The organism is Streptomyces sp. NPDC040405, from assembly GCF_055595765.1.
This window is the reverse complement of record NZ_JBVIVI010000008.1, coordinates 34,691-52,096: the sequence shown is the minus strand read 5'-3', so window position 1 is coordinate 52,096 and position 17,406 is coordinate 34,691. Positions and strand designations below refer to the sequence as shown.

The 17,406-nt window shown below is 71.1% G+C and carries 18 protein-coding genes; 7 read left to right on the top strand and 11 right to left on the bottom strand.

Translation table 11 applies throughout. The features are described 5' to 3' along the window. Positions 1 to 3 precede the first annotated feature (3 nt). The 4 genes from ACZ59A_RS29525 to ACZ59A_RS29510 form a co-directional block, all read right to left on the bottom strand. Positions 4 to 651 (bottom strand): hypothetical protein, encoded by a 648-nt coding sequence (locus ACZ59A_RS29525; protein WP_470964610.1) that lies wholly within the window; start codon positions 649 to 651, stop codon positions 4 to 6. Next, positions 648 to 2,777, bottom strand: coding sequence for a hydantoinase/oxoprolinase family protein (locus ACZ59A_RS29520; RefSeq protein WP_470964608.1), 2,130 nt, complete (start codon positions 2,775 to 2,777; stop codon positions 648 to 650). Before ACZ59A_RS29520 ends, ACZ59A_RS29525 begins: the two co-directional genes overlap by 4 nt. Positions 2,778 to 2,828: 51 nt before the next feature. Next, positions 2,829 to 4,439, bottom strand: coding sequence for an FAD-dependent oxidoreductase (locus tag ACZ59A_RS29515; protein WP_470964606.1), 1,611 nt, complete (start codon positions 4,437 to 4,439; stop codon positions 2,829 to 2,831). Between the two features lie 142 nt (positions 4,440 to 4,581). Continuing rightward, positions 4,582 to 5,682 (bottom strand): LacI family DNA-binding transcriptional regulator, encoded by a 1,101-nt coding sequence (locus ACZ59A_RS29510; RefSeq protein ID WP_470964603.1) that lies wholly within the window; start codon positions 5,680 to 5,682, stop codon positions 4,582 to 4,584. A 275-nt stretch (positions 5,683 to 5,957) separates the two neighbouring features. Between ACZ59A_RS29510 and ACZ59A_RS29505 the strand changes: the two genes are divergently transcribed. Then, positions 5,958 to 6,749, top strand: coding sequence for an IclR family transcriptional regulator (locus ACZ59A_RS29505; RefSeq protein WP_470964600.1), 792 nt, complete (start codon positions 5,958 to 5,960; stop codon positions 6,747 to 6,749). Between the two features lie 15 nt (positions 6,750 to 6,764). On the opposite strand, the gene ACZ59A_RS29500 is transcribed toward ACZ59A_RS29505, so the two are convergent. The 5 genes from ACZ59A_RS29500 to ACZ59A_RS29480 all read right to left on the bottom strand — a co-directional run bounded on the left by ACZ59A_RS29500 (position 6,765) and on the right by ACZ59A_RS29480 (position 11,525). Then, positions 6,765 to 7,007, bottom strand: a complete 243-nt coding sequence (locus ACZ59A_RS29500; protein ID WP_470964597.1) for a hypothetical protein — start codon at positions 7,005 to 7,007, stop codon at positions 6,765 to 6,767. Positions 7,008 to 7,010: 3 nt separating this feature from the next. Further along, positions 7,011 to 8,327 (bottom strand): flavin monoamine oxidase family protein, encoded by a 1,317-nt coding sequence (locus tag ACZ59A_RS29495; RefSeq protein WP_470964594.1) that lies wholly within the window; start codon positions 8,325 to 8,327, stop codon positions 7,011 to 7,013. Between the two features lie 76 nt (positions 8,328 to 8,403). After that, entirely contained in the window at positions 8,404 to 9,348 is a 945-nt protein-coding gene (locus ACZ59A_RS29490; protein ID WP_470964591.1) for an aldehyde dehydrogenase family protein, read from the bottom strand. A 105-nt stretch (positions 9,349 to 9,453) separates the two neighbouring features. Beyond that, positions 9,454 to 10,032 carry a flavin reductase family protein gene (locus tag ACZ59A_RS29485; protein ID WP_470964588.1) on the bottom strand — a complete coding sequence of 193 codons (579 nt, stop codon included), beginning with the start codon at positions 10,030 to 10,032 and terminating at the stop codon, positions 9,454 to 9,456. An 86-nt stretch (positions 10,033 to 10,118) separates the two neighbouring features. Beyond that, on the bottom strand, positions 10,119 to 11,525 hold the full coding sequence (locus tag ACZ59A_RS29480) for an LLM class flavin-dependent oxidoreductase (protein WP_470964585.1): 1,407 nt from the start codon (positions 11,523 to 11,525) through the stop codon (positions 10,119 to 10,121). Between the two features lie 319 nt (positions 11,526 to 11,844). Here ACZ59A_RS29480 and ACZ59A_RS29475 point away from each other — a divergent pair, with 319 nt between their 5' ends. The 4 genes from ACZ59A_RS29475 to ACZ59A_RS29460 all read left to right on the top strand — a co-directional run bounded on the left by ACZ59A_RS29475 (position 11,845) and on the right by ACZ59A_RS29460 (position 13,915). After that, entirely contained in the window at positions 11,845 to 12,258 is a 414-nt protein-coding gene (locus ACZ59A_RS29475) for a 2-keto-4-pentenoate hydratase (protein ID WP_470964582.1), read from the top strand. Further along, positions 12,200 to 12,583 carry a 2-keto-4-pentenoate hydratase gene (locus ACZ59A_RS29470; protein ID WP_470964579.1) on the top strand — a complete coding sequence of 128 codons (384 nt, stop codon included), beginning with the start codon at positions 12,200 to 12,202 and terminating at the stop codon, positions 12,581 to 12,583. Before ACZ59A_RS29475 ends, ACZ59A_RS29470 begins: the two co-directional genes overlap by 59 nt. A 184-nt stretch (positions 12,584 to 12,767) precedes the next feature. Next, positions 12,768 to 13,415 carry an MFS transporter gene (locus ACZ59A_RS29465; protein ID WP_470964576.1) on the top strand — a complete coding sequence of 216 codons (648 nt, stop codon included), beginning with the start codon at positions 12,768 to 12,770 and terminating at the stop codon, positions 13,413 to 13,415. Next, positions 13,412 to 13,915 carry an MFS transporter gene (locus ACZ59A_RS29460; protein WP_470964573.1) on the top strand — a complete coding sequence of 168 codons (504 nt, stop codon included), beginning with the start codon at positions 13,412 to 13,414 and terminating at the stop codon, positions 13,913 to 13,915. The genes ACZ59A_RS29465 and ACZ59A_RS29460 overlap by 4 nt, the downstream gene beginning before the upstream one ends. Positions 13,916 to 14,037: 122 nt before the next feature. Here ACZ59A_RS29460 and ACZ59A_RS29455 read toward each other — a convergent pair whose 3' ends face one another. Further along, positions 14,038 to 15,210, bottom strand: a complete 1,173-nt coding sequence (locus tag ACZ59A_RS29455; RefSeq protein ID WP_470964570.1) for an epoxide hydrolase family protein — start codon at positions 15,208 to 15,210, stop codon at positions 14,038 to 14,040. 82 nt (positions 15,211 to 15,292) lie between these two features. On the opposite strand from ACZ59A_RS29455, the gene ACZ59A_RS29450 reads away from it, so the two are divergent. Next, positions 15,293 to 15,868 carry a CGNR zinc finger domain-containing protein gene (locus ACZ59A_RS29450; protein WP_470964567.1) on the top strand — a complete coding sequence of 192 codons (576 nt, stop codon included), beginning with the start codon at positions 15,293 to 15,295 and terminating at the stop codon, positions 15,866 to 15,868. A gap of 509 nt (positions 15,869 to 16,377) precedes the next feature. Then, positions 16,378 to 16,581: a GyrI-like domain-containing protein gene (locus tag ACZ59A_RS29445; RefSeq protein WP_470964564.1), complete on the top strand. Its 204-nt coding sequence runs from the start codon at positions 16,378 to 16,380 to the stop codon at positions 16,579 to 16,581. 19 nt (positions 16,582 to 16,600) lie between these two features. Here the strand turns inward: ACZ59A_RS29445 and ACZ59A_RS29440 are convergent, their stop codons facing one another. After that, positions 16,601 to 17,314 carry a TetR/AcrR family transcriptional regulator gene (locus ACZ59A_RS29440; RefSeq protein ID WP_470964561.1) on the bottom strand — a complete coding sequence of 238 codons (714 nt, stop codon included), beginning with the start codon at positions 17,312 to 17,314 and terminating at the stop codon, positions 16,601 to 16,603. Positions 17,315 to 17,406 lie beyond the last annotated feature (92 nt).

Below are 17,406 nucleotides of genomic sequence, written 5' to 3'. Positions count from 1 at the left end.
GACCTACTTCTCTCTTGCCGGTGCGACCGGCACGTCTCTTGCCGGTGCGGCTGACGCGGCCAGGGCGGCGGACAGCAGGAGCGGGCTGCGGCCCAGGCCGCAGACGGATTGCGCGTAGGCGTGCGCGGCGAGTTCCTCGGCGCCCGCGACGTGCGCGAGGATCCGCAGGCGCCCGAGGCGCAGCGCGGTGTGGCCCAGGGCCTCCCTGAGCGCGGTGCGCCCGGGGCCGTGGTGGAGCCGTTGGTGGACCGCCTCGTGGGCGAGGGCGGCGGCGCGGACCGAGCCGGGCGGGAACCACTCCCGCCAGCCGTGGGCGGTCACCAGGCGCTCCGCCGCGTCGACGGAGTCCGTGTACAGCTCGACGGTGGGCGGCCGGGAGGTGTAGCGGGCGAGGAGCCCGCACTCCAGGCCGCCTTTACTCTCCACGATGCGGAGCGGGGCGGGCGCCTCGGCGGGGGTCAGTGCGGCGCCGAACTCGGCGGCGGTCGCGGCCCAGTGACGTAGGCACGCGGGGTCGCGGCCCTCGTGCGGCGAGAGCGAGCCGAGGAAACGCGCGCCGTACTCGACATCGTCGACGGCGGCGAGGCCGTCGCGCGTGCGGGTGGCGGCAGGGCGGGCGGTGGCGGGGCGGGCGGTGGCGGGGCGGGTCATGACCGCTCCTCCACGATCGCGACGACGGGCTCGTCGCCGGGGCGGCCCTCCAACTCGGTGCGTGCCAGCGCGAGCAGGGGTTGCGGGTCGAGCACCCCGGAGAGGTCGGCGATGCGGGAGCCGATGAGCAGCCGCAGCGCCGGGGCACGCACGCCGCCGTCGCCGTAGGCGGTGGCCTCGTCCACGAGGGTGGCGAGGGTCTGCTGCGCGGAGCCGACGGTGGTGGTGTCCACCCGGGCGTCGGGGGAGTACAGCCGGACCACGCCATCGGCGTCGACGACGCGCACCGGGTGGCGCACGCCGCGCAGCCTGCGGCGCAGTTCGGTGCCGTAGACGGTGTAGGCGGGGGTGCCCGCGAGGACGTCGACCCGCTGCTCGGGGACCTTGAGGCTCGCGGCGGCCACCCGCAGGCGTTCGGCCTCATCAGCGCGGTGGGCGCGGTCCTGGGTGCGCAGTTCGGTGGCGCCGGTGGCGACGGCTCGCACGGTGTTGGTCTGCGGGTCGACGGTGACCTCCACCTCGACGGCGTCGGCGACGGCGCCCTGGGCGACGACGGCCCGTTCGGCCTCGGAGCGCACCGCGAGGATGTCCTCCTGTCCGGCGCCGGGGATGATCCGCTCGACCTGTTCGCGTACGAGGGCGAGGGCGACTCCGATGGGGCTGATGACCTCGCTGTGGGCGGCGATGCGCCCCTCGTGGCCGGTGGTGGCCGCCAGGTGCGGGGTGACGGAGGCGGCGCCGCCGCCCCCGCCGACGAGCAGGAGGGTGTCCTTGTCGAGGCGATAGTTGTCGATCATGGTGTCGACGACGGTTCCGACCTGGGCGACACCGGCGTCGAGGACCTGGGTGGCGGCGGTGTCGACGTCGGTGCCGAGGGCCGCGGCCAGCGGGGCGAGCGCGGCGCGGGCGACATCGCGGTCGGCGCGCGCGAAGTCGCCCTCGGGGACCCGGCCCAGGGCGTTGGCCGCGCAGGTCAGAGTGAGGGCGTAGCGGCCACCCGCGGCGTCGAGCACGACGTGGTCCGCGGCGTCCTCGGGCAGCGGGCGGGCGGTGGCGAGCCGCGCGCCCGCGAGGTCCTCGGCGGAGGCGAAGCAGGCGTAGGGCAGTCCGGCGATGTGCGCGCTGCGCGGGCCGACGGCGGTGACCTTCTTCCCGCTGAACCGGATCATCGAGCCGCCGCCGACGCCGACGGTGCGCACGTCGAGCGCGGAGAGGTAGGAGCCCTTGCCGAGGAGGGTCGCGTGGCGCACGGCGACCTTGCCCCGCCGTACGACGCTGATGTCGGTGGAGGTGCCGCCGGTCTCCAGGAAGACGCCCTCGCTGACGCGTTCCTCCATGAGCGCCCCGGCGACACCGGCCGCGGGGCCGGAGAGCACGGTCAGCAGCGGGCGGCGGCGCATCTCGTCCAGCGACATGACGCCGCCGTCGCAGCGCATCACCATGAGCGGGGCGGTGACACCGGCTTTGGTGATGGCGGCGTCCACGAGGTCGGCGGTGGCGAACATCTTCGGCAGGATCGCCGCGTTGACGACGGCGGTCCTGCTGCGCTTCTGGAGGCCGTAGAGCGAGGTGATGTCGTGCGCGGCGGTCATCGGCAGGCCGCGCCCGGCCGCCACCTCGCGCACCGCGTCCTCGCCCTCGGGGCGGTCCACGCTGAAGGGCTGTGTGGCGACGAGGACTTGGGCCCCGCCGTGCACCATCTCGTCGACGGCCCTTTCGACGGCGGCCCGGTCCTCGGGGTCGGCGACATGGGCGTAGGCCAGTGGAAGCCGCTTGCCGGGCGTCAGTTCCAGCTTGGCGAGGGAGGCGAGACGGCGGGTGAAGGCCGCCCCGGCCCCGGTGCCGATGCCGAGCAGCCCGACGGTGGCCACATCGCCCTCCAGTAGGGCGTTGGTGGCCTGTGTCGTGCCGTGGGCCAGGAAGGCGACGTCCTCGGGGGCGTGTCCGGTCTGCCGGAGCAGTCGGTCGAGCGCTTCTACGATGCCGTGCGCGACCCCGTCCTCGTGGTGGTGGCTGGTGGGAACCTTCACCTGCCCGGACAGCTCGAGGGTCGTGGCGTCTACGGCCACGGCGTCGGTGAAGGTTCCGCCCACGTCGATGCCGACGCGGATGCGGTGGGTGGTCATGGTCTGGGCACCTCCTTGTGCCTGGGTCGGCGCGTACGCGGGCGCTGGGCTTCAGTAGCCGCGCACCCGCGGCCAGTGCCGTTCGACTCCGGCGCGGTCGAGCAGGGCGGCGAAGGTGTCGAAACGCTTGTCCTCGGCCTGCACCTCGCGCGGTTCGACGCCCTCGTCGAGGCAGTGGGCGGCGAGCGCGCCCGCGACCTCGCCGATGTTCCACTCGACAGGGTGCAGCCGGTAGCAGCCGTTGGTGATGTGGGTGGTGCCGATGTTCTTTCCGGCGGGCAGCAGGTTGCGCGTCCGGCGCGGGATGAGCGCGCCGAGCGGGATCTCGAAGGGCACGGAGCCGATGTCGATGTAGTTGTCGCCGCCGGTCGAAGGGTGCAGGTCGATGCGGTAACTGCCGACGCCGACCGAGTCCCGGTGGCGGGTGCCGCCGGTGGGGCCGACGAGGTCGATCGCCACGTCCCGTTCGGTGACGGTCGTGACGGCCTTGATGCGGCGGGACTCGCGTACGTAGGGGGCCTTGGCGAGACCGTCCTCGGTGCCCGTGACGTCGGGGCGCGGCCGCAGGCCGGGAAAGCCGGTGCCGCCGTCGGGGCGCGGGGCCTCGGTCTGGAGCCAGTACAGGACGGACAGCGACAGCTGCCTCGCCTCGCGCACCGCCGCGGCCGCGGTCTGCTCACCGGCGCCGGTCAGCGGCTTGAGCCAGTAGTCGTTGAGCGGCCAGTTGACGAGCGTGATGTCGGAGTCGAAGGAGCCGTCCCGGTGCAGCTTGCGCGCGAGGATACGGCGGAAGCCGAAGAGTTCCTTGTCCCCGGCGTCGGCGGACTGGTCGGCGCTGACGGCGAGCGGGTCGGTGTCCGGGTTCGGTACGAAGGTGCGCGGCACCGGCTCCAGGCTGCGCGGGTCGGGTGCCAGGAAGCCGAGCAGCGGGCCGGGCCAGAACTCCGGGGTGTAGCCGCGCCAGAAGTCGTAGTCGGCGGGCTTCTCTATCGTGTGGTCCTCTCCCTCGTGGTGGGAGAGCGCGAAGCAGAAGGTGATGCCCTGCTGGTTGAGCGGGTCGGCCTGCTCGGGGGCGTGCGGTTCGCCGAACTCGGCGCGGGATTCGGCACCCAAAGCGTGCTCGACCCCGGCCAGCTCCAGCAGTTCGCCCGTCTCGGTGGCGTCGAGGACGTAGCGGGCGGTGAAGGTGCGTCGGCCACCGCCGCGCAGGTTCTCCAGGGTGACGGACCGTACGGTGTCGCCCTCGGTCCCGGCGGCCACCGGGCGGTGCTCGGTGAGCAGGGTCAGCCGCCCGGAGGAGCGGTGCGGGGCGAGCAGGCCCTCCAACGCGGCCAGCGCGACGCGGGGTTCGGCGCACAGCTTGCTGACGCGGCCCGCGCCGGGGTTGAGGCCGGGCAGCGCGGCGGCCTCGGCGCGCAGCGGGTACCAGGCGCGGTAGTAGTCACGGATGGCCTCGCGCAGCGCGCGGTAGGAGGCGGTGACGCCGAACTGCTCGACCCAGGGGTGCTCGTCCGGCGGGACGGCCTGGGAGGTGAGCTGGCCCCCGATCCAGTCGGTCTCTTCGGTGAGGACGACCGTGCGGCCGGCGCGGCAGGCGGCGAGGGCGGCGGCGACACCGCCGAGCCCGCCGCCGACGACGAGTATGTCGGGTTGGCTGGTCACGGTTCTCCTTCTGCGGAGTTGTGGTGCGGATGACGCGGTCGTACGGGGTGAGGCGGTCGTACGGGGGTGATCCGGCCGTACGGCGTGAGGCGGGTCGTACGGGGTGAGGCGGGTCGTACGGCGTGAGGCGGGTCGTACGGGGTCAGGCGCGGCGGGGCGCGGGGCCCGCCGTGGTGCCGGTCCGGAACGGGCAGACGACGAGGGGTTCGTCCGCCTCCTCCCCCGCTACCAGGGCGGCGAGCAACCGGACGGCGGCGGCGCCGAGTTGGGGGCGGGGGATGTCGAATCCGGTGGGGACCGGTTCGGCCGCGAGATCGGCGGGCGGGCTGCCGAGCAGGGCGAGGCTCAGCTCGCCGGGACAGTCGAGGTCGGCCTCGTCGACGGCGGCACGCAGGGCCCGCCACGCGCCGCCGGTGTCGGTCTCCTCGGCGACCAGGGCGGTCACTCCGTCGTCGAGCCACGCCCGCAGCCGCTCGGGGGAGAGCGTGCGCGCGGGGTCGGCGGTGCGGAAGACCGCCTCGGGACCGGCGGGCAGTCCTGCTTCCTCCAGGCCCTTGAGGAAGCCGTGCTCGCGGTCGGTGGAGGCGGGCGCGTCGTCGTCCTCGCGGACCAGCACGATGCGCCGGTGACCGAGCGCGGCGAGCTGGGCGACGACCTCGCGGCTGGCGCTCACGTAGTCGGCACCGACCCAGGCCAGGCCCTCCAGTTCGTCCCTGCGGCCCACGTGCACGACGGGAAAACCGTCTCCGACCAGGCGCCGCAGCTCCTCGGTGGGCACGTGCCGCCCCAGGAAGAGGCAGCCGTCGGCGAGCCGGACCCGGCTCAGGGCGTCCGGTCCGGTGGCCCCCGCGCCGCCGGAGCTGGAGCCGGTGAAGAGCACGAGGTCGTAACCGCGGGCGGCGGCCTCCCGCTCCACGCCGACCAGGAAGGGGTAGTACGAGTGCTGCACATCCGTGGGGAAGGTCGCGGTAAAGCTGAAGACGCCGAGCAGGTCGTTGCGCGCGGCGGCGAGCCTGCGGGCCGCCGGGTCGGGCACGTAGCCGAGGCTGAGGGCCGCGTCGAGCACCCTCTGCCGCGTCTCCGGCGAGATCGCGGCGCCCTGCTTCTTGCCGCCGAGCACGAGCGAGACCGTGGCCTGCGAGACCCCGGCCAGCCGGGCCACCTCGGCCTGACGCGGCCGTGAGGTGCGGCCCGGGGGCGTGGGAGCCCGCCCCGACCTGGCTCGCTTGCGTGGTTGCTCCACCGGCACTCCCCCTCGGGATGACCCCGCCCTGGTCGTTAATGCGCATTAGTAATGCGCATTAACTGGCACTCTGGGCCTCGGTGAAGCTCACGTCAAGGGTGTGGACGGAGCTGATTCGCCGGACTCCTGCGGCCATCGGATGCTGACGTCCCGCTCGGTGAGGACGTGATCAGGCTCATGTTGGGCGGCGCGTTCAAAATGCGAACGAGCGGTCAGTAGGGTGAAGGCGTCCGCTACCGCACAGTCCGTGATTGTCCAGCGCCGAAGAGGTTCCCATGAGCGACGACTCCGCCGCCCCCGCAGAGCTGACCAACAAGTCCGTGGTCAAGGCGGCGCGATTGTTGCGGGAACTGGCGGCCCAGCCGCAGGGCGGTGCCACCGTGACCACACTGGCGAAGGCCGTGGGGATCTCCCGGCCGACCGCGTTCCGGCTGCTGCTCAGCCTGGAGCAGACCGGTCTTGTGGACCGCATCGACAACAACTACGTACTCGGCTGGGAGCTGGCCCGGCTCGGCCGGTACGCGGATCCGCACTCGGGTGTGGCCCAGCGCGCGCAGCCGCTACTGCAGGAGCTGGCGGACCACCTCAACGAGTCGGTCACCCTGTCCGTCGCCACACCGAACGACGATCTCGAACTGATCGCGGAAGCGTACGGCTCGCACGTCGTCGGCGCGACGCACCAGGGCATGCGCGGTCAGCACTATCCGCTGCACGCCAGCTCGACGGGGAAGGTGCTCCTGGCCGAGCTGGGGCGGGAGCGGGTGTCGGCGCTGCTGCCGGAGCGGCTCGAGGCGTTCACGGAGCAGACGACCACGGACCGGGCCCAGCTGCTGCGGGAGCTGGACCAGGTGCGCGAGCAGGGATACGGGGTCATCGACAACGAGCTGGAGGAGGGCCTTCTCTCGCTGTCGCGGCCGGTGCGCGACCCGGCGGGTGAGCTGATCGCGATCCTGACCGTGAACGGCCCGCGCTACCGCTTCACCCGGGATCGGATCCCCCGCAACCTGGAGCTGATGCGGAGCACGGTGGAGCGGCTCGCGGCCGTGCTGTGGGACGAGACGGACTGAGGAGCACACACGGCGTCAGCGAACCCGCACCCCCGGTCGCAGCCGGTGCAGGCAGCGGCGGGCGAGACTGCGGCTGAGCCCGGTGCGGCGGGCCAGCTCGGCCGCGGTCAGCTTCGTCGTCGCCGTCCCCGCGGACAGCCCGTCCCCGGCGCGGACCGCCTCGACGGACAGGACGGACGCGGCCCGTCGCAGCGCCCAGAGCGGGAGTCCCGGTTCGGGCGCGTCAGTGCGCTGCTCCTCCGTCGGCTCGCCTCGCACGCGTCAGGCCAGGCTCTCGCGGACTTGGCGGGAGACGCGGGTGGCGCTCTCGACGGCGCCGTCGATGAAGCCCGCCCAGACGTTGGCGATGTCGCCGCTCGCGAAGTGCAGCACGCCGGACGGTGCCTGAAGGGCGGCGTGGTGGCCGGTGAACTGGCCGGGGCGCTGGATCAGCCAGGTCTCGCCGGAGTGCTCGTCGGCCATCCAGTCGTGGCCGCCGACCTCCAGCACCTCCAGGTCGTCGCGCCATACCTTCAGCGCGGCGTCGATCGCGTCACGGTCGTTGACGTCGATACGTGTGGCGTCAGCGCCGAAGGCGACCAGTACGGCATCGTTCTCGCCCAGGAACTCGGTGCGGACGACCGACAGCGGGTGATGCTGCGAGGAGTACGCGAAGAACGGCTTGATCGGGCCGCGGACGCGAATCCACGCTTTGGCGCCCTGAGAGGCGGTCTTCTGGCAGGCGGGGACGAGCTTCTCCTCGGGCAGGGCCGGGGTGACGTCGAGGCCGTCGAGGATGTTCTGCCCGAGGGTGACGATCACGCGGCGGGCGCGGACGGTCCGCCCGTGGCTGTAGGAGACGGTTGCCCCGTCGGCGTCGTGGGCGATGGACGTCACCGGGGACGACAGCTTGATCTCGGCGTTGCCGGAAGCCCCCGCGTCCGCCGCGATCGCCGCGACCAGGCCCTTGGTGCCGCCGGCCAGCCGGAAGATGGCGGAGGCCTCGTGCATCAGGTGCCAGGAACCGGCGGAAGCGGCCGTCCAGCGCAGGGCGTTGACGAAGGAGCACTGGTCGAGCGGGGCGTTGAAGTGGCCGGTCCAGGCCGCTTCGTTGGCGTATCTCTCCGCCACCGGCAGGTTCAGCTCGTCGAGCTTCTCCTGGACGGTCCAGGCGTCGGCCTTGGTCAGGTCGGGGTTGCGCAGCGGGTCGTCCGGACGCGGTATCCACGTCATGGTCTCTTCGAGCAGACGGGTCATGCCCGGGTCGATGAGGTTCATGAAGTCGTCCAGGGTGCCGCGCCGAACCTCGTCGCCTGCGAGCCAGAAGGTCTCCTCGGAGCGCGGGCCGCGAGTGACCTCCAGGCCGTACCGGTTGACCTCGGCCCAGACGTGCGGCTGCGTCCAGTGCAGCCAGGTGCCGCCGATCTCCAGGTCCCGGCCGAGGCGGTGGTCGGTCCAGGTGCGGCCGCCGAGGCGGTCCCGCGACTCCAGGACGACGGTCTTCAGACCCTGGCGGCCGAGCTCGCGGGCCGCGACCAGACCTGCGACGCCTGCTCCCACGACCGCTACGTCGACCTGCTCGTGCTGTTCCGTTCCCATGGGTTCCCCTTCCGGGTCGTTCGGTGTGCCGTCAATCCGTTTCGGGTCTCTTGGTGGCGTCCTGCTGCTCAGCTGCTCAATGGGCGGCCGTCTCGGGCTTTCCGTCGACGGTGCGGACGAACCGGAGCGGGTTGTCATCACGCAGCGCGGGCGGGAGGAGTTCCGCCGGGGCGTCCTGGTAGGCGACGGGGCGCAGGAAGCGGCCGATGGCGTAGGGGCCGACCGAGGTGTGGGCGGAGGTGGCGGACGGGTACGGGCCGCCGTGCTGCTGAGCGGCGGTGACGGCGACGCCGGTGGGCCAGCCGTTGAACAGCACCCGGCCCGCCTTGCGCTGAGCCAGCTCGACCAGACCGGCCGGCTGGTCGTCGGGCGCGGTCTGCAGGGTGACGGTAAGGCTTCCCTCCAGCGCCTCCAGGACCTGCGCGGCCAGCACGGTCACGCCCGCCTCGCGCCCGGTGAACATCTCGAAGGTGCCGAGCGGCGCGCCTGCCGCGGCCAGCGCCTCACGGACCAGGGCCGCGGTCGTCGCGGACGTACGAGGGTGTCCCGGGTGCGCCTTGAGAAGGACGGGGCAGCCTGCCGCGAGCGCGGAGGCGGTGTCCGTACCGGCGACCGAGAACGCGAAGGGGAAGTTGCCGCCCGCGAACACCTCGACCGGGCCCGACGGGACGAGCTGGCGGCGGAGTTCGGGGCGCGGCGGGGTCGCGTCCTGGTCGGCGTGGTCGATGGTGACGCCGAACGGGGCGCCGTCGACGGCGTACTCGCCGTACGAGCGCAGCTGGCCCGAGGTGCGCTTGACCTCGCCGGAGAGCCGGGCGTGGCCGAGTCCGGTCTCACGGTCGGCGAGAGCCACCAGGTGATCGGCGTTCTCGTCCAGGGCGTTCGCGACGGCGGTGAGCGCTGCGGCCCGCTCGCGCGGGGTGAAAGCGGCCCAGACGGGGGCGGCCTCGGCGGCCAGCGCGAGCAGGGACTCGAGTTCGGCTGCCGGGGTCTCGGGTTCGGCGGGCTGGGGGTGGTTCACGGGAGTCCTTCGGCGATGCGGGGCCCGGGTCGTCGAAACGGCCCGGGACGTGTGCGGGGTGCGGGGTGCGGTACCGGACGCGGTGGTGCCCGTTTCGGTGCGGGCTCAGGCCGGGACCGGAGCGCGGTAGCCACCGAGCCTGCCCTTGTGGAAGACGAGCGGATCGGTGAAGCCACCGTCCATGCGCAGGACGCGGCCGATGACGATGACGTGGTCGCCGCCGTCCAGCTCCTGCTCGATCTCGCAGTCGATCCAGGCCGAGGCGCCGAGGAACTGCGGGGAGCCCTCTGGCGACGGCACCCACTCCACGCCCTCGAATTTGTCGCCGGACTTGCGCGAGAGCGCCTTGCAGACGTCCGTCTGATGCTCGGCCAGGACGCTTGCGCTGAACCGGCCGCCGGTGCGGATCCTGGGCCAGCTGGTGGAGGAGCGGTCGACGCTGAAGGTCACCAGCGCCGGTGTGAGGGAGAGCGACTGGAAGGTGCCGACGATCATCCCGGCGGGCCGGAAGGTCTCCGCCTCGACGCCGGTGATCGCGACCACTCCGGTCGGCAGGTGTCCCATCACGTCGCGGAAGGCCCGCTGGGCGACGGCGGTCTCGGCAGAGGCCGAGGCGGAGGAGGCGGCCGGGGCGGAGGCGCCGGTGGCCATGGAGGTGGCGGTGGCCATGGAGGTGGCGGTCATGACAGCGATCCCTTCGACATCGTCGTGCGCGGGGCGGAATTGAGGAGTGCGGGACGGCGGTCCGTGCGGACGGACCGCCGAGGAGTTCAGCTCGCGAAGTCGGCGCTGGTGCCGGGCGCGGCGGCGCGGATCTTCGAGGCCGGGTGGCCGTCGAGCGTGTGGCACCTGCCGACGCCGTAGAAGGACTCGCGCAGCGTGGCGGCATCCTTGTCGTACTCGGTGCGGGCCAGGCCCTCGTCGCGCAGGACGGGGAGCGCCAGCTCGATGAAGTCCTGCCAACCGCCGGGCTTGGTGGCGTAGGAGAGGTTGAAACCGTCGACGTCGGCGACCTCTCGCCACGTGCGCATCTCGGCGGCGACCGTCTCCGGCGAACCGACGATCACGGCGCCGCTGCCGCCGATGCCGATGAACTCGGCGACCTGTCGGGTGGTCCACTTCCGGTCCGGGTCGGCCTTCGTGAACATCTCGACCATCGAGCGGCTGCCCTCGACATCCACGTACTCCAGCGGCATGTCGGGGTCCGCGCCCGACAGGTCGATGCCGGTCCAGCCTGCGAAGCGGGCCAGCGCGCCGTCGTAGGAGACGTTGCGGACGTGCTCCTCGTACGCGGCGTGTGCCTCGGCGTCCGTCGGGGCGACGATGACGGTGAGCAGCGCGAGGACCTTGACCGAGCGCGGGTCGCGGCCCGCCTCGGCGACCGCGGCGCGGATCTTGTCGACGCTGCGGCGGGTCATCTCGGGCGTCATCGTGTTGACGAAGACGGCCTCGGCGTTGGCGGCGGAGAACTTCATGCCTCGCGAGGAGGTACCTGCCTGGAAGAGCATCGGGGTGCGCTGCGGGGACGGCTCGCACAGGTGGATGCCGGGGACGTCGAAGTACTCGCCCTTGTGCCGTATGGAGTGGATGTGGGCCGGGTCGATGTAGGTGGCGTTCGCGGCGTCGCGGACCACGGCGTCGTCCTGCCAGGAGCCCTCCCACAGCTTGTAGACGACCTCCATGTATTCGTCGGCCATGTCGTAGCGCTGGTCGTGCGGGATCTGCTTCGACAGGCCGAAGTTACGGGCGGCGGCGTCGCTGTACGAGGTGACGATGTTCCAGCCCACCCGGCCGCTGGTGAGGTGGTCCAGGGTGGAGAAGCGGCGGGCCAGTGAGTACGGCGCCTCGTAGGTGAGCGAGGCCGTGACGCCGAAGCCCAGGTGACGGGTGTGCGAGGCCATCGCCGAGATCAGCAGCGTCGGGTCGTTGATCGGGAACTGGGCCGCGTCCCGGAACGCCGCGTCCGGGCTGCCGCCGTAGACGTCGTGGTAGCCGACGTTGTCCGCGAAGAAGATTCCGTCGAACCGGGCCTCCTCCAGCATCTTCGCCGTGTCCGTCCAGTAGCTCAGGTCCGTGTAGCGGAAACCCTTGTCTGCGGCGTCCCGCCAGGATCCGGCCGTCAGGTGAGCGGGGGCGCAGATGTCGAAGGCGAAAAGCTTCAGGGGCTGTGTGCTCATGGTGTCCCTCCCGGAGCGCCGTGATGACGTTCAATTTTCGAACGTCACGTTCATAGTGAGAGTGACTGGCGAGTCCGTCAAGTCGCCAGGGACAGCAAAAACGAGCCCCCAGCCTCGCGCACACCCTCTTGACGCGCTCCGGAGCCCATGGAAGTTTTCGGTCGGCAGACCACGTGATTAATGAACGTCACGTTCGGAATGAACGTTTCGGGACGGCCCCGCCACCCTTCTCACCGGCGTGCGCGTACCGACGTTCCCGCAGCACCGACCCCTCATCTCCAGCGGCTGACGCCCGCCCGCCCCCCCAGGAAGCGAGCCCATGCAGCACGACCTGATCGAGATGGCTGACGCCATCGAGGCCGCCCGCCAGGCCCACAAGGCGATACGGCCGATCACCGACGCCCGCCCCGACCTCACCCTCGCCGACGCGATGGCCGTGCAGCAGCACAACGTCCGCCGCCGCGTCGCCGACGGCGACCGCCGCGTCGGCTACAAACTCGGCAACATCGCCAAGGTCATGCAGGACGCCTTCGGCGTCGGCCAGCCCGACTACGGCCACCTGCTCGCCAGCGACTTCCACTTCGAGAACATGCCGGTCCACCTCGACCGGTTCATCGAGCCGTACGCCGAGGTCGAGCCCGCGTTCCTCCTCGAGGACCGGCTCGAAGGACCCCATGTCACGGTCGCGGACGTCCTCCTCTCGCTTCACCGACTGGCGCATCCGGATCGGTGACACCCTCGCCGACAACGGCTCCGTCGGCGGCATCGTCCTCGGCACCACGCCCAAGACACTGGGGCAGATCGACTTCTCGACGATGACGGGCGAACTGCGCTACGACGGCGAGCGCGTCGGCTCCGGCCCGGCCTCCGCCGTCCTCGGTAACCCGATCGCCGCCATCGCCTGGGTGGCCAACGAGCTCTCCCAGTACGGCATCGCATTCGAGCCCGGCCAGGTCATCCTGCCCGGCAGCTGCCTCGAGGCGGTTCCGCTGAAGCGCGCCGCCGTCGTCACGGCCGAGTTCGACGGCTTGGGCAAGGTCGAGTTCCAGGCCGTCTGACCGGCAGACCCCAACCGCAAGAGTCCTCATCGACGCGGCAGCACACCGCTCCCGCCTTCCCGGACCGCCTGGCACCGCCTGGCACCGCCTGGCACCGCCTGGCACCGCCTGGCACCGCCTGGCACCGCCTGGCACCGCCTGGCACCGCAGCGGCCCCTTCCTGCCCCCGGACGAGGGAAACACCGTGACCCAGATCAGCACGAGCTCCACCCTGCCCAGCACGCGTCCGCCGGTCCCCCTGTCCCCCGCGAAACGCCGCTTCCTGATGAAGCTCAGTGTCGTGATCGCCGGCGGGATGTTCATCGACGGATTCATCCTCGGCTGCATCGGCGTCGTCATCTTCCTCGGCGGCCCGCTCGGCGGCTACTTCGCCGGCCGGCTCGGCCGTCGCCCCATGTTCACCGCGACCCTGCTGATGTTCCTGGCAGGTTCCGTCGCCCAGTTCTTCGTGGCCGACGCCGTCCAGCTATTCCTCGTCCGCGTCGTGATGGGCGTGGCGATCGGCGCCGACTACGCGATCGGCTGGCCGCTCCTCGCCGAGTTCGCTCCGGCGCGGCTGCGCGGCAAGCTGCTCGCCATCCAGGAGACCGCCTGGTACATCGGCTATCTGCTCGCCTACTCCGTCGGCTATGGCCTGGCCGTCTCCACCTCGGCCGGCTGGAACCTCGTCCTGGGCCTCTCCACGGTTCCCACCCTGATCGTCCTCGCGCTGCGTCTGGGCACACCGGAGTCGCCGCGCTGGCTGATGTCCAAGGGCCGTACGGAGGAAGCCCGGCGGGTGGCCACCGAGTTCATGGACGAGGAAGACCAGCGAGACCTCGCCGAGGCATGAAGGACGGTCTGTCAGCCGCCTTCCTCCTCAACGGTTTTGTGGTGGCCGGTGCCATCACCTCGGTGCTGCTGATCGAGCGGGTCGGGCGACGCAAGCTGGCGATCCCGCCCTTCTGGACCTCGGCGGTGGCGCTGGTCGCCGTCGGCTTGTGGGCGGACGTCTCGCCCCTCCTCGTCATCTCCTGCTTCATCGTGTTCACTGTCGCCAACGCGATCTCCACTGCGCTGACCGGCGTGTATCCGGGTGAGGTGTTCCCGACCGAGATCCGGGGCGCGGGCGTCGGCTTCGCCACCGCCGCCTCACGCGTAGGCGCCGCTGCGGGCACCTTCCTGCTCCCGCTCGTGGTGAGCGAGTTCGGCGTCGCCACCACGATGCTCTGTGCCGCCGCGATCAGCTTGATCGGCGGCGTCGTCTCCCATTTCCTGGCCCCGGAGACCAGGGGCCTGCTGCTGAGCGAGACGTCGGCGCCGATGGGCGCGGGTGCGGCCGCCCGGAAATAGGGCGGGGCGGTAGGCGTCTGCTGCGTGAGCGGGAGGAATGTCTCCAGCTCACGCAGCAGATCGGGCAGAATCCGGCGCTCCGGGACTTCGTCCAGGAGCATGGAGGGTCGGCTTGTACACGTTCACCGATTGGCGGCCAGCACTGCCGCGAGGCCCTCTTGCAGGTCTTTGACGAAATACTCGGGAACCTCCAGCGACGGGAAATGTCCCCCGTTTTCGGGCGACCTCCATCGGACGATCTGCCGGTACCGCTCCTGCGCCCAGGGGCGCGGACACTTCTCGATGTCGCGGGGATACATGGTGATCGCTGACGGGACGTCGACCCGAAGTTCGGGGTCCAGCGAGTTGTGGCTTTCGTAGTAGATGCGGGCCGCCGATGCGCCGGTCCGCGTCAGCCAATACAGGGTGACGTCGTCAAGAATGCGGTCCCTGGAAATCGTCTCGAACGGGCTGTCCTCGGTATCCGTCCACTCGGCGAACTTGTCGAGGATCCAGGCAAGAAGCCCGACCGGTGAGTCGACGAGCGAGTAGCCGATGGTCTGCGGCCGGGTCGCCTGCTGCTTCGCGTACGCCGCGCGGCGGCCCCAGAAATCGCGGGTTTCCTCGGCCCACTTGCGCTCGACCGCCGTCAGCCCGTCCGTTGTCAGACCGGGCAGGCCCTCCGCGAACGTCGTGTGGATGCCGAGAACGTGCGCCGGGAACCTGCCGCCGAGAACCGTGGTGATATTGCCTCCCCAGTCGCCGCCGTGGGCTACGAATTTGCTGTAGCCGAGCCTCCCCATGAGTTCCACCCATGCGGCCGCGATCTTTTCGGTTCCCCACCCGGTGGTGGCCGGCTTGTCGCTGTAACCAAAGCCTGGCAGCGACGGGACCACGACGTGGAACGCCGGCGCGTCCACGTCTTCCGGATCTGCCAGCTCGTCCACTACGTCGATGAACTCGGCAATGCTGCCCGGCCAGCCGTGCGTCAAGATCAGAGGAGTGGCATCCGCACGCGCGGACCGGCGGTGCAGGAAGTGGATTCCCAGATCATCAATGGTCGTGCGGAACTGGCCGATCTCGTTGAGGCGCTCTTCGAACGACCGCCAGTTGTACCCGGTGCGCCAGTAGTCCACGACATCGACGAGGTCGGCGAGAGGGACGCCCTGATCCCATCGGCGAGGGCCGGGCGCGGCGCGGTGGACCGTCTCGGCCTCCGGTAGCCGCGCCGCGGCCAGTCGCGCGCGCAGATCGTCGAGATCGGCGTCAGTCGCGTGGGCTTCACATGCTTGCACGTCGCGGGTGAGACGGGACATGAGACCTCCTGGCCATTGCGGAACCGGCTAAGGCGGTTCTAACAGTTCCCCGAGCCGCGCCGCAACCCCCTAAGGTGGTTCCATGCATGTTCGGTTCCCTGACTTCCGCCTCGGCAGCGTGCTGGCGACCAGCTTCACGGGGACTCTGTCGGAGCGCCGTGGCGATCCCGTGGAGCGCATTCCCACGCCGCACCGACTCGTCGACTGGCTGGTGGTGTACGGCCTCGCCGTGGACTCCTGCACCGCTGCCCAGCTCGACCTCGCGCGGGAGCTGAGGGAGTCGATTCACGCCGCCGCGACAGCGGCCGCGGTCCAGGACACTCTCCCCGCGTCCGCTGTCCACGTCATCAACGACCGCAGCGCTCAGGGCCGGGCCGCGGCCATCCTGACGCCCGAGGGCAAGCGGCAATGGCGGCTCAGCTCGGCCTCCTGCGTGGAAGATGCCCTCGGCGTGATCGCCGCCGACGCGATCAGCATCCTCGCGGGCGAACGAGACGGAAAATTGGCCCTGTGCGCATCACCGACCTGCCAGGCCGCCTTCTTCGACACCAGCCAGAGCCGCTCCCGCAGATGGTGTGACATGGGCACGTGCGGGAATCGCCAGAAGAAGGCGCGCTTCCATGCCAACCAGCGCAAAAACCCCAGATCAGCGGAGTGATCATTACCCTCGCCTACTCGCCGAGCCTCCGCGAGGCAGAAAGGCCGTGGCTCGCCCCTCCCGGGCCCAGGTGCCGATGACCGACAAGACCGACTTCAAGAAGAGCCTCGACGCCTACCAGGCAAAACGAGATCAGCTCCGGATCGTGGACGTGCCCGACATGCGGTACCTCATGATCGACGGCCACGGTGACCCCAACACCTCATCCGGCTACGCCGAAGCGCTCAAAGCGCTCTACCCGGTGGCCTACAAGCTGAAGTTCGCCAGCAAGCGAGACCTCGGACGCGACTACGTCGTCATGCCCTTGGAGGGTCTGTGGTGGGCCGAGGACATGGACTCCTTCACGGTGGCGCGTGACAAGTCCCAGTGGGACTGGACGTTGATGATCATGACTCCGGACTGGATCGGCCAGGAGATGTTCGACGCCGCCGTCGAGCAGGCCGGGGCCAAGAATGACCTGGCGCGGCTGGGCGAATATCCGCTTGGAGTCGCTGTCCGAGGGACTCTGCGTGCAGACGCTGCACATCGGCGCTTTCGACGACGAGGCCGCCACTCTGGCACGGATGCACGACGAGTTCATTCCCGACAACGGTCTCCACATGGTCGGCAAGCACCACGAGGTCTACCTCAGCGACCCCCGCAAAGTCGCCACCGAGAAGCTGCGCACCATCCTCAGACAACCGGTCCGCAACACCGCCGAACCGCACGGCTGAGGAGTCCCTGCAGGTCCGGCTACGCCCCGGGGCGGGCGGGGGCCTGGGCCGCGAGCGCGGACAGCATCAGTTCGAGGGCGGGCTCGAAGGAGCTTTCCGCCAGCGCGTACAGGTCCTCACGTATGGCGGCCAGCAGCGGATAGGTCTCGGCGGAGACCGACTGATAGGCCCGGGCGGACGCCTGGCTGTCGCCCTCCCGCTGGGCGGGGGACAACGCGAGAGCGGCCGCGTCCAGGGCGGCATGGCCGAGGACGGTGTCGATGAACGCCAGGTAGAGACGGAGGGCATGAGCGGGCTCGAAGCCCGCCCGTACCAGGATGCCGACACCGGTCTCGACCGCCCGGAACTCGTTCTCCCGGCGGGTCACCCGGTACGAGGCCAGCGCCGCGGCGCGCGGATGGGCGCGGTAGGAGTCGCGAACCCGCAGGGCCATCTCCCGCAGCGAGGCCACCCAGTCCGGGCCGGGGACAAAGCCGTCCATCGAATCGCCGATGATCCGGTCGGCGACGGCGAGCAGCAGATCGTCGGTGTTGTGGAAGTAGCGGTAGACCGCGCTCGGATCGCAGCCCAGGGCCGCCCCGAGGCGGCGCACGCTGAGCGCCTCCGGGCCGTGCTCGCCGATCAGCCGTAGCGCGCAGTCGACGATCAGCTCGGCGGACAGCAGCGTGCCCGAGCGGGCGGGCCGACGCCGTCTGCGCTCATGAGAGACCCGGTCTCCCGCCGCACCGGCCATGGTGAACTCCTCTCCGCCGCCGTGTCGCTGGTGCTGAGTCGCTGTTCTGGGCAGTGAAGGGCGCCCGCGGCCTTATGTCAACACCATTGACG

What these genes read in the sequence shown, in the direction of transcription:
- ACZ59A_RS29520 (WP_470964608.1), bottom strand. Translation starts at nt 2,777, where the DNA reads ATGACCACCCACCGCATCCGCGTCGGCATCGACGTGGGCGGAACCTTC.
- ACZ59A_RS29525 (WP_470964610.1), bottom strand. Translation starts at nt 651, where the DNA reads ATGACCCGCCCCGCCACCGCCCGCCCCGCCACCGCCCGCCCTGCCGCC.
- ACZ59A_RS29455 (WP_470964570.1), bottom strand. Translation starts at nt 15,210, where the DNA reads ATGTCCCGTCTCACCCGCGACGTGCAAGCATGTGAAGCCCACGCGACT.
- ACZ59A_RS29460 (WP_470964573.1), top strand. Translation starts at nt 13,412, where the DNA reads ATGAAGGACGGTCTGTCAGCCGCCTTCCTCCTCAACGGTTTTGTGGTG.
- ACZ59A_RS29495 (WP_470964594.1), bottom strand. Translation starts at nt 8,327, where the DNA reads ATGGGAACGGAACAGCACGAGCAGGTCGACGTAGCGGTCGTGGGAGCA.
- ACZ59A_RS29440 (WP_470964561.1), bottom strand. Translation starts at nt 17,314, where the DNA reads ATGGCCGGTGCGGCGGGAGACCGGGTCTCTCATGAGCGCAGACGGCGT.
- ACZ59A_RS29450 (WP_470964567.1), top strand. Translation starts at nt 15,293, where the DNA reads ATGCATGTTCGGTTCCCTGACTTCCGCCTCGGCAGCGTGCTGGCGACC.
- ACZ59A_RS29505 (WP_470964600.1), top strand. Translation starts at nt 5,958, where the DNA reads ATGAGCGACGACTCCGCCGCCCCCGCAGAGCTGACCAACAAGTCCGTG.
- ACZ59A_RS29475 (WP_470964582.1), top strand. Translation starts at nt 11,845, where the DNA reads ATGCAGCACGACCTGATCGAGATGGCTGACGCCATCGAGGCCGCCCGC.
- ACZ59A_RS29485 (WP_470964588.1), bottom strand. Translation starts at nt 10,032, where the DNA reads ATGACCGCCACCTCCATGGCCACCGCCACCTCCATGGCCACCGGCGCC.
- ACZ59A_RS29470 (WP_470964579.1), top strand. Translation starts at nt 12,200, where the DNA reads ATGTCACGGTCGCGGACGTCCTCCTCTCGCTTCACCGACTGGCGCATC.
- ACZ59A_RS29480 (WP_470964585.1), bottom strand. Translation starts at nt 11,525, where the DNA reads ATGAGCACACAGCCCCTGAAGCTTTTCGCCTTCGACATCTGCGCCCCC.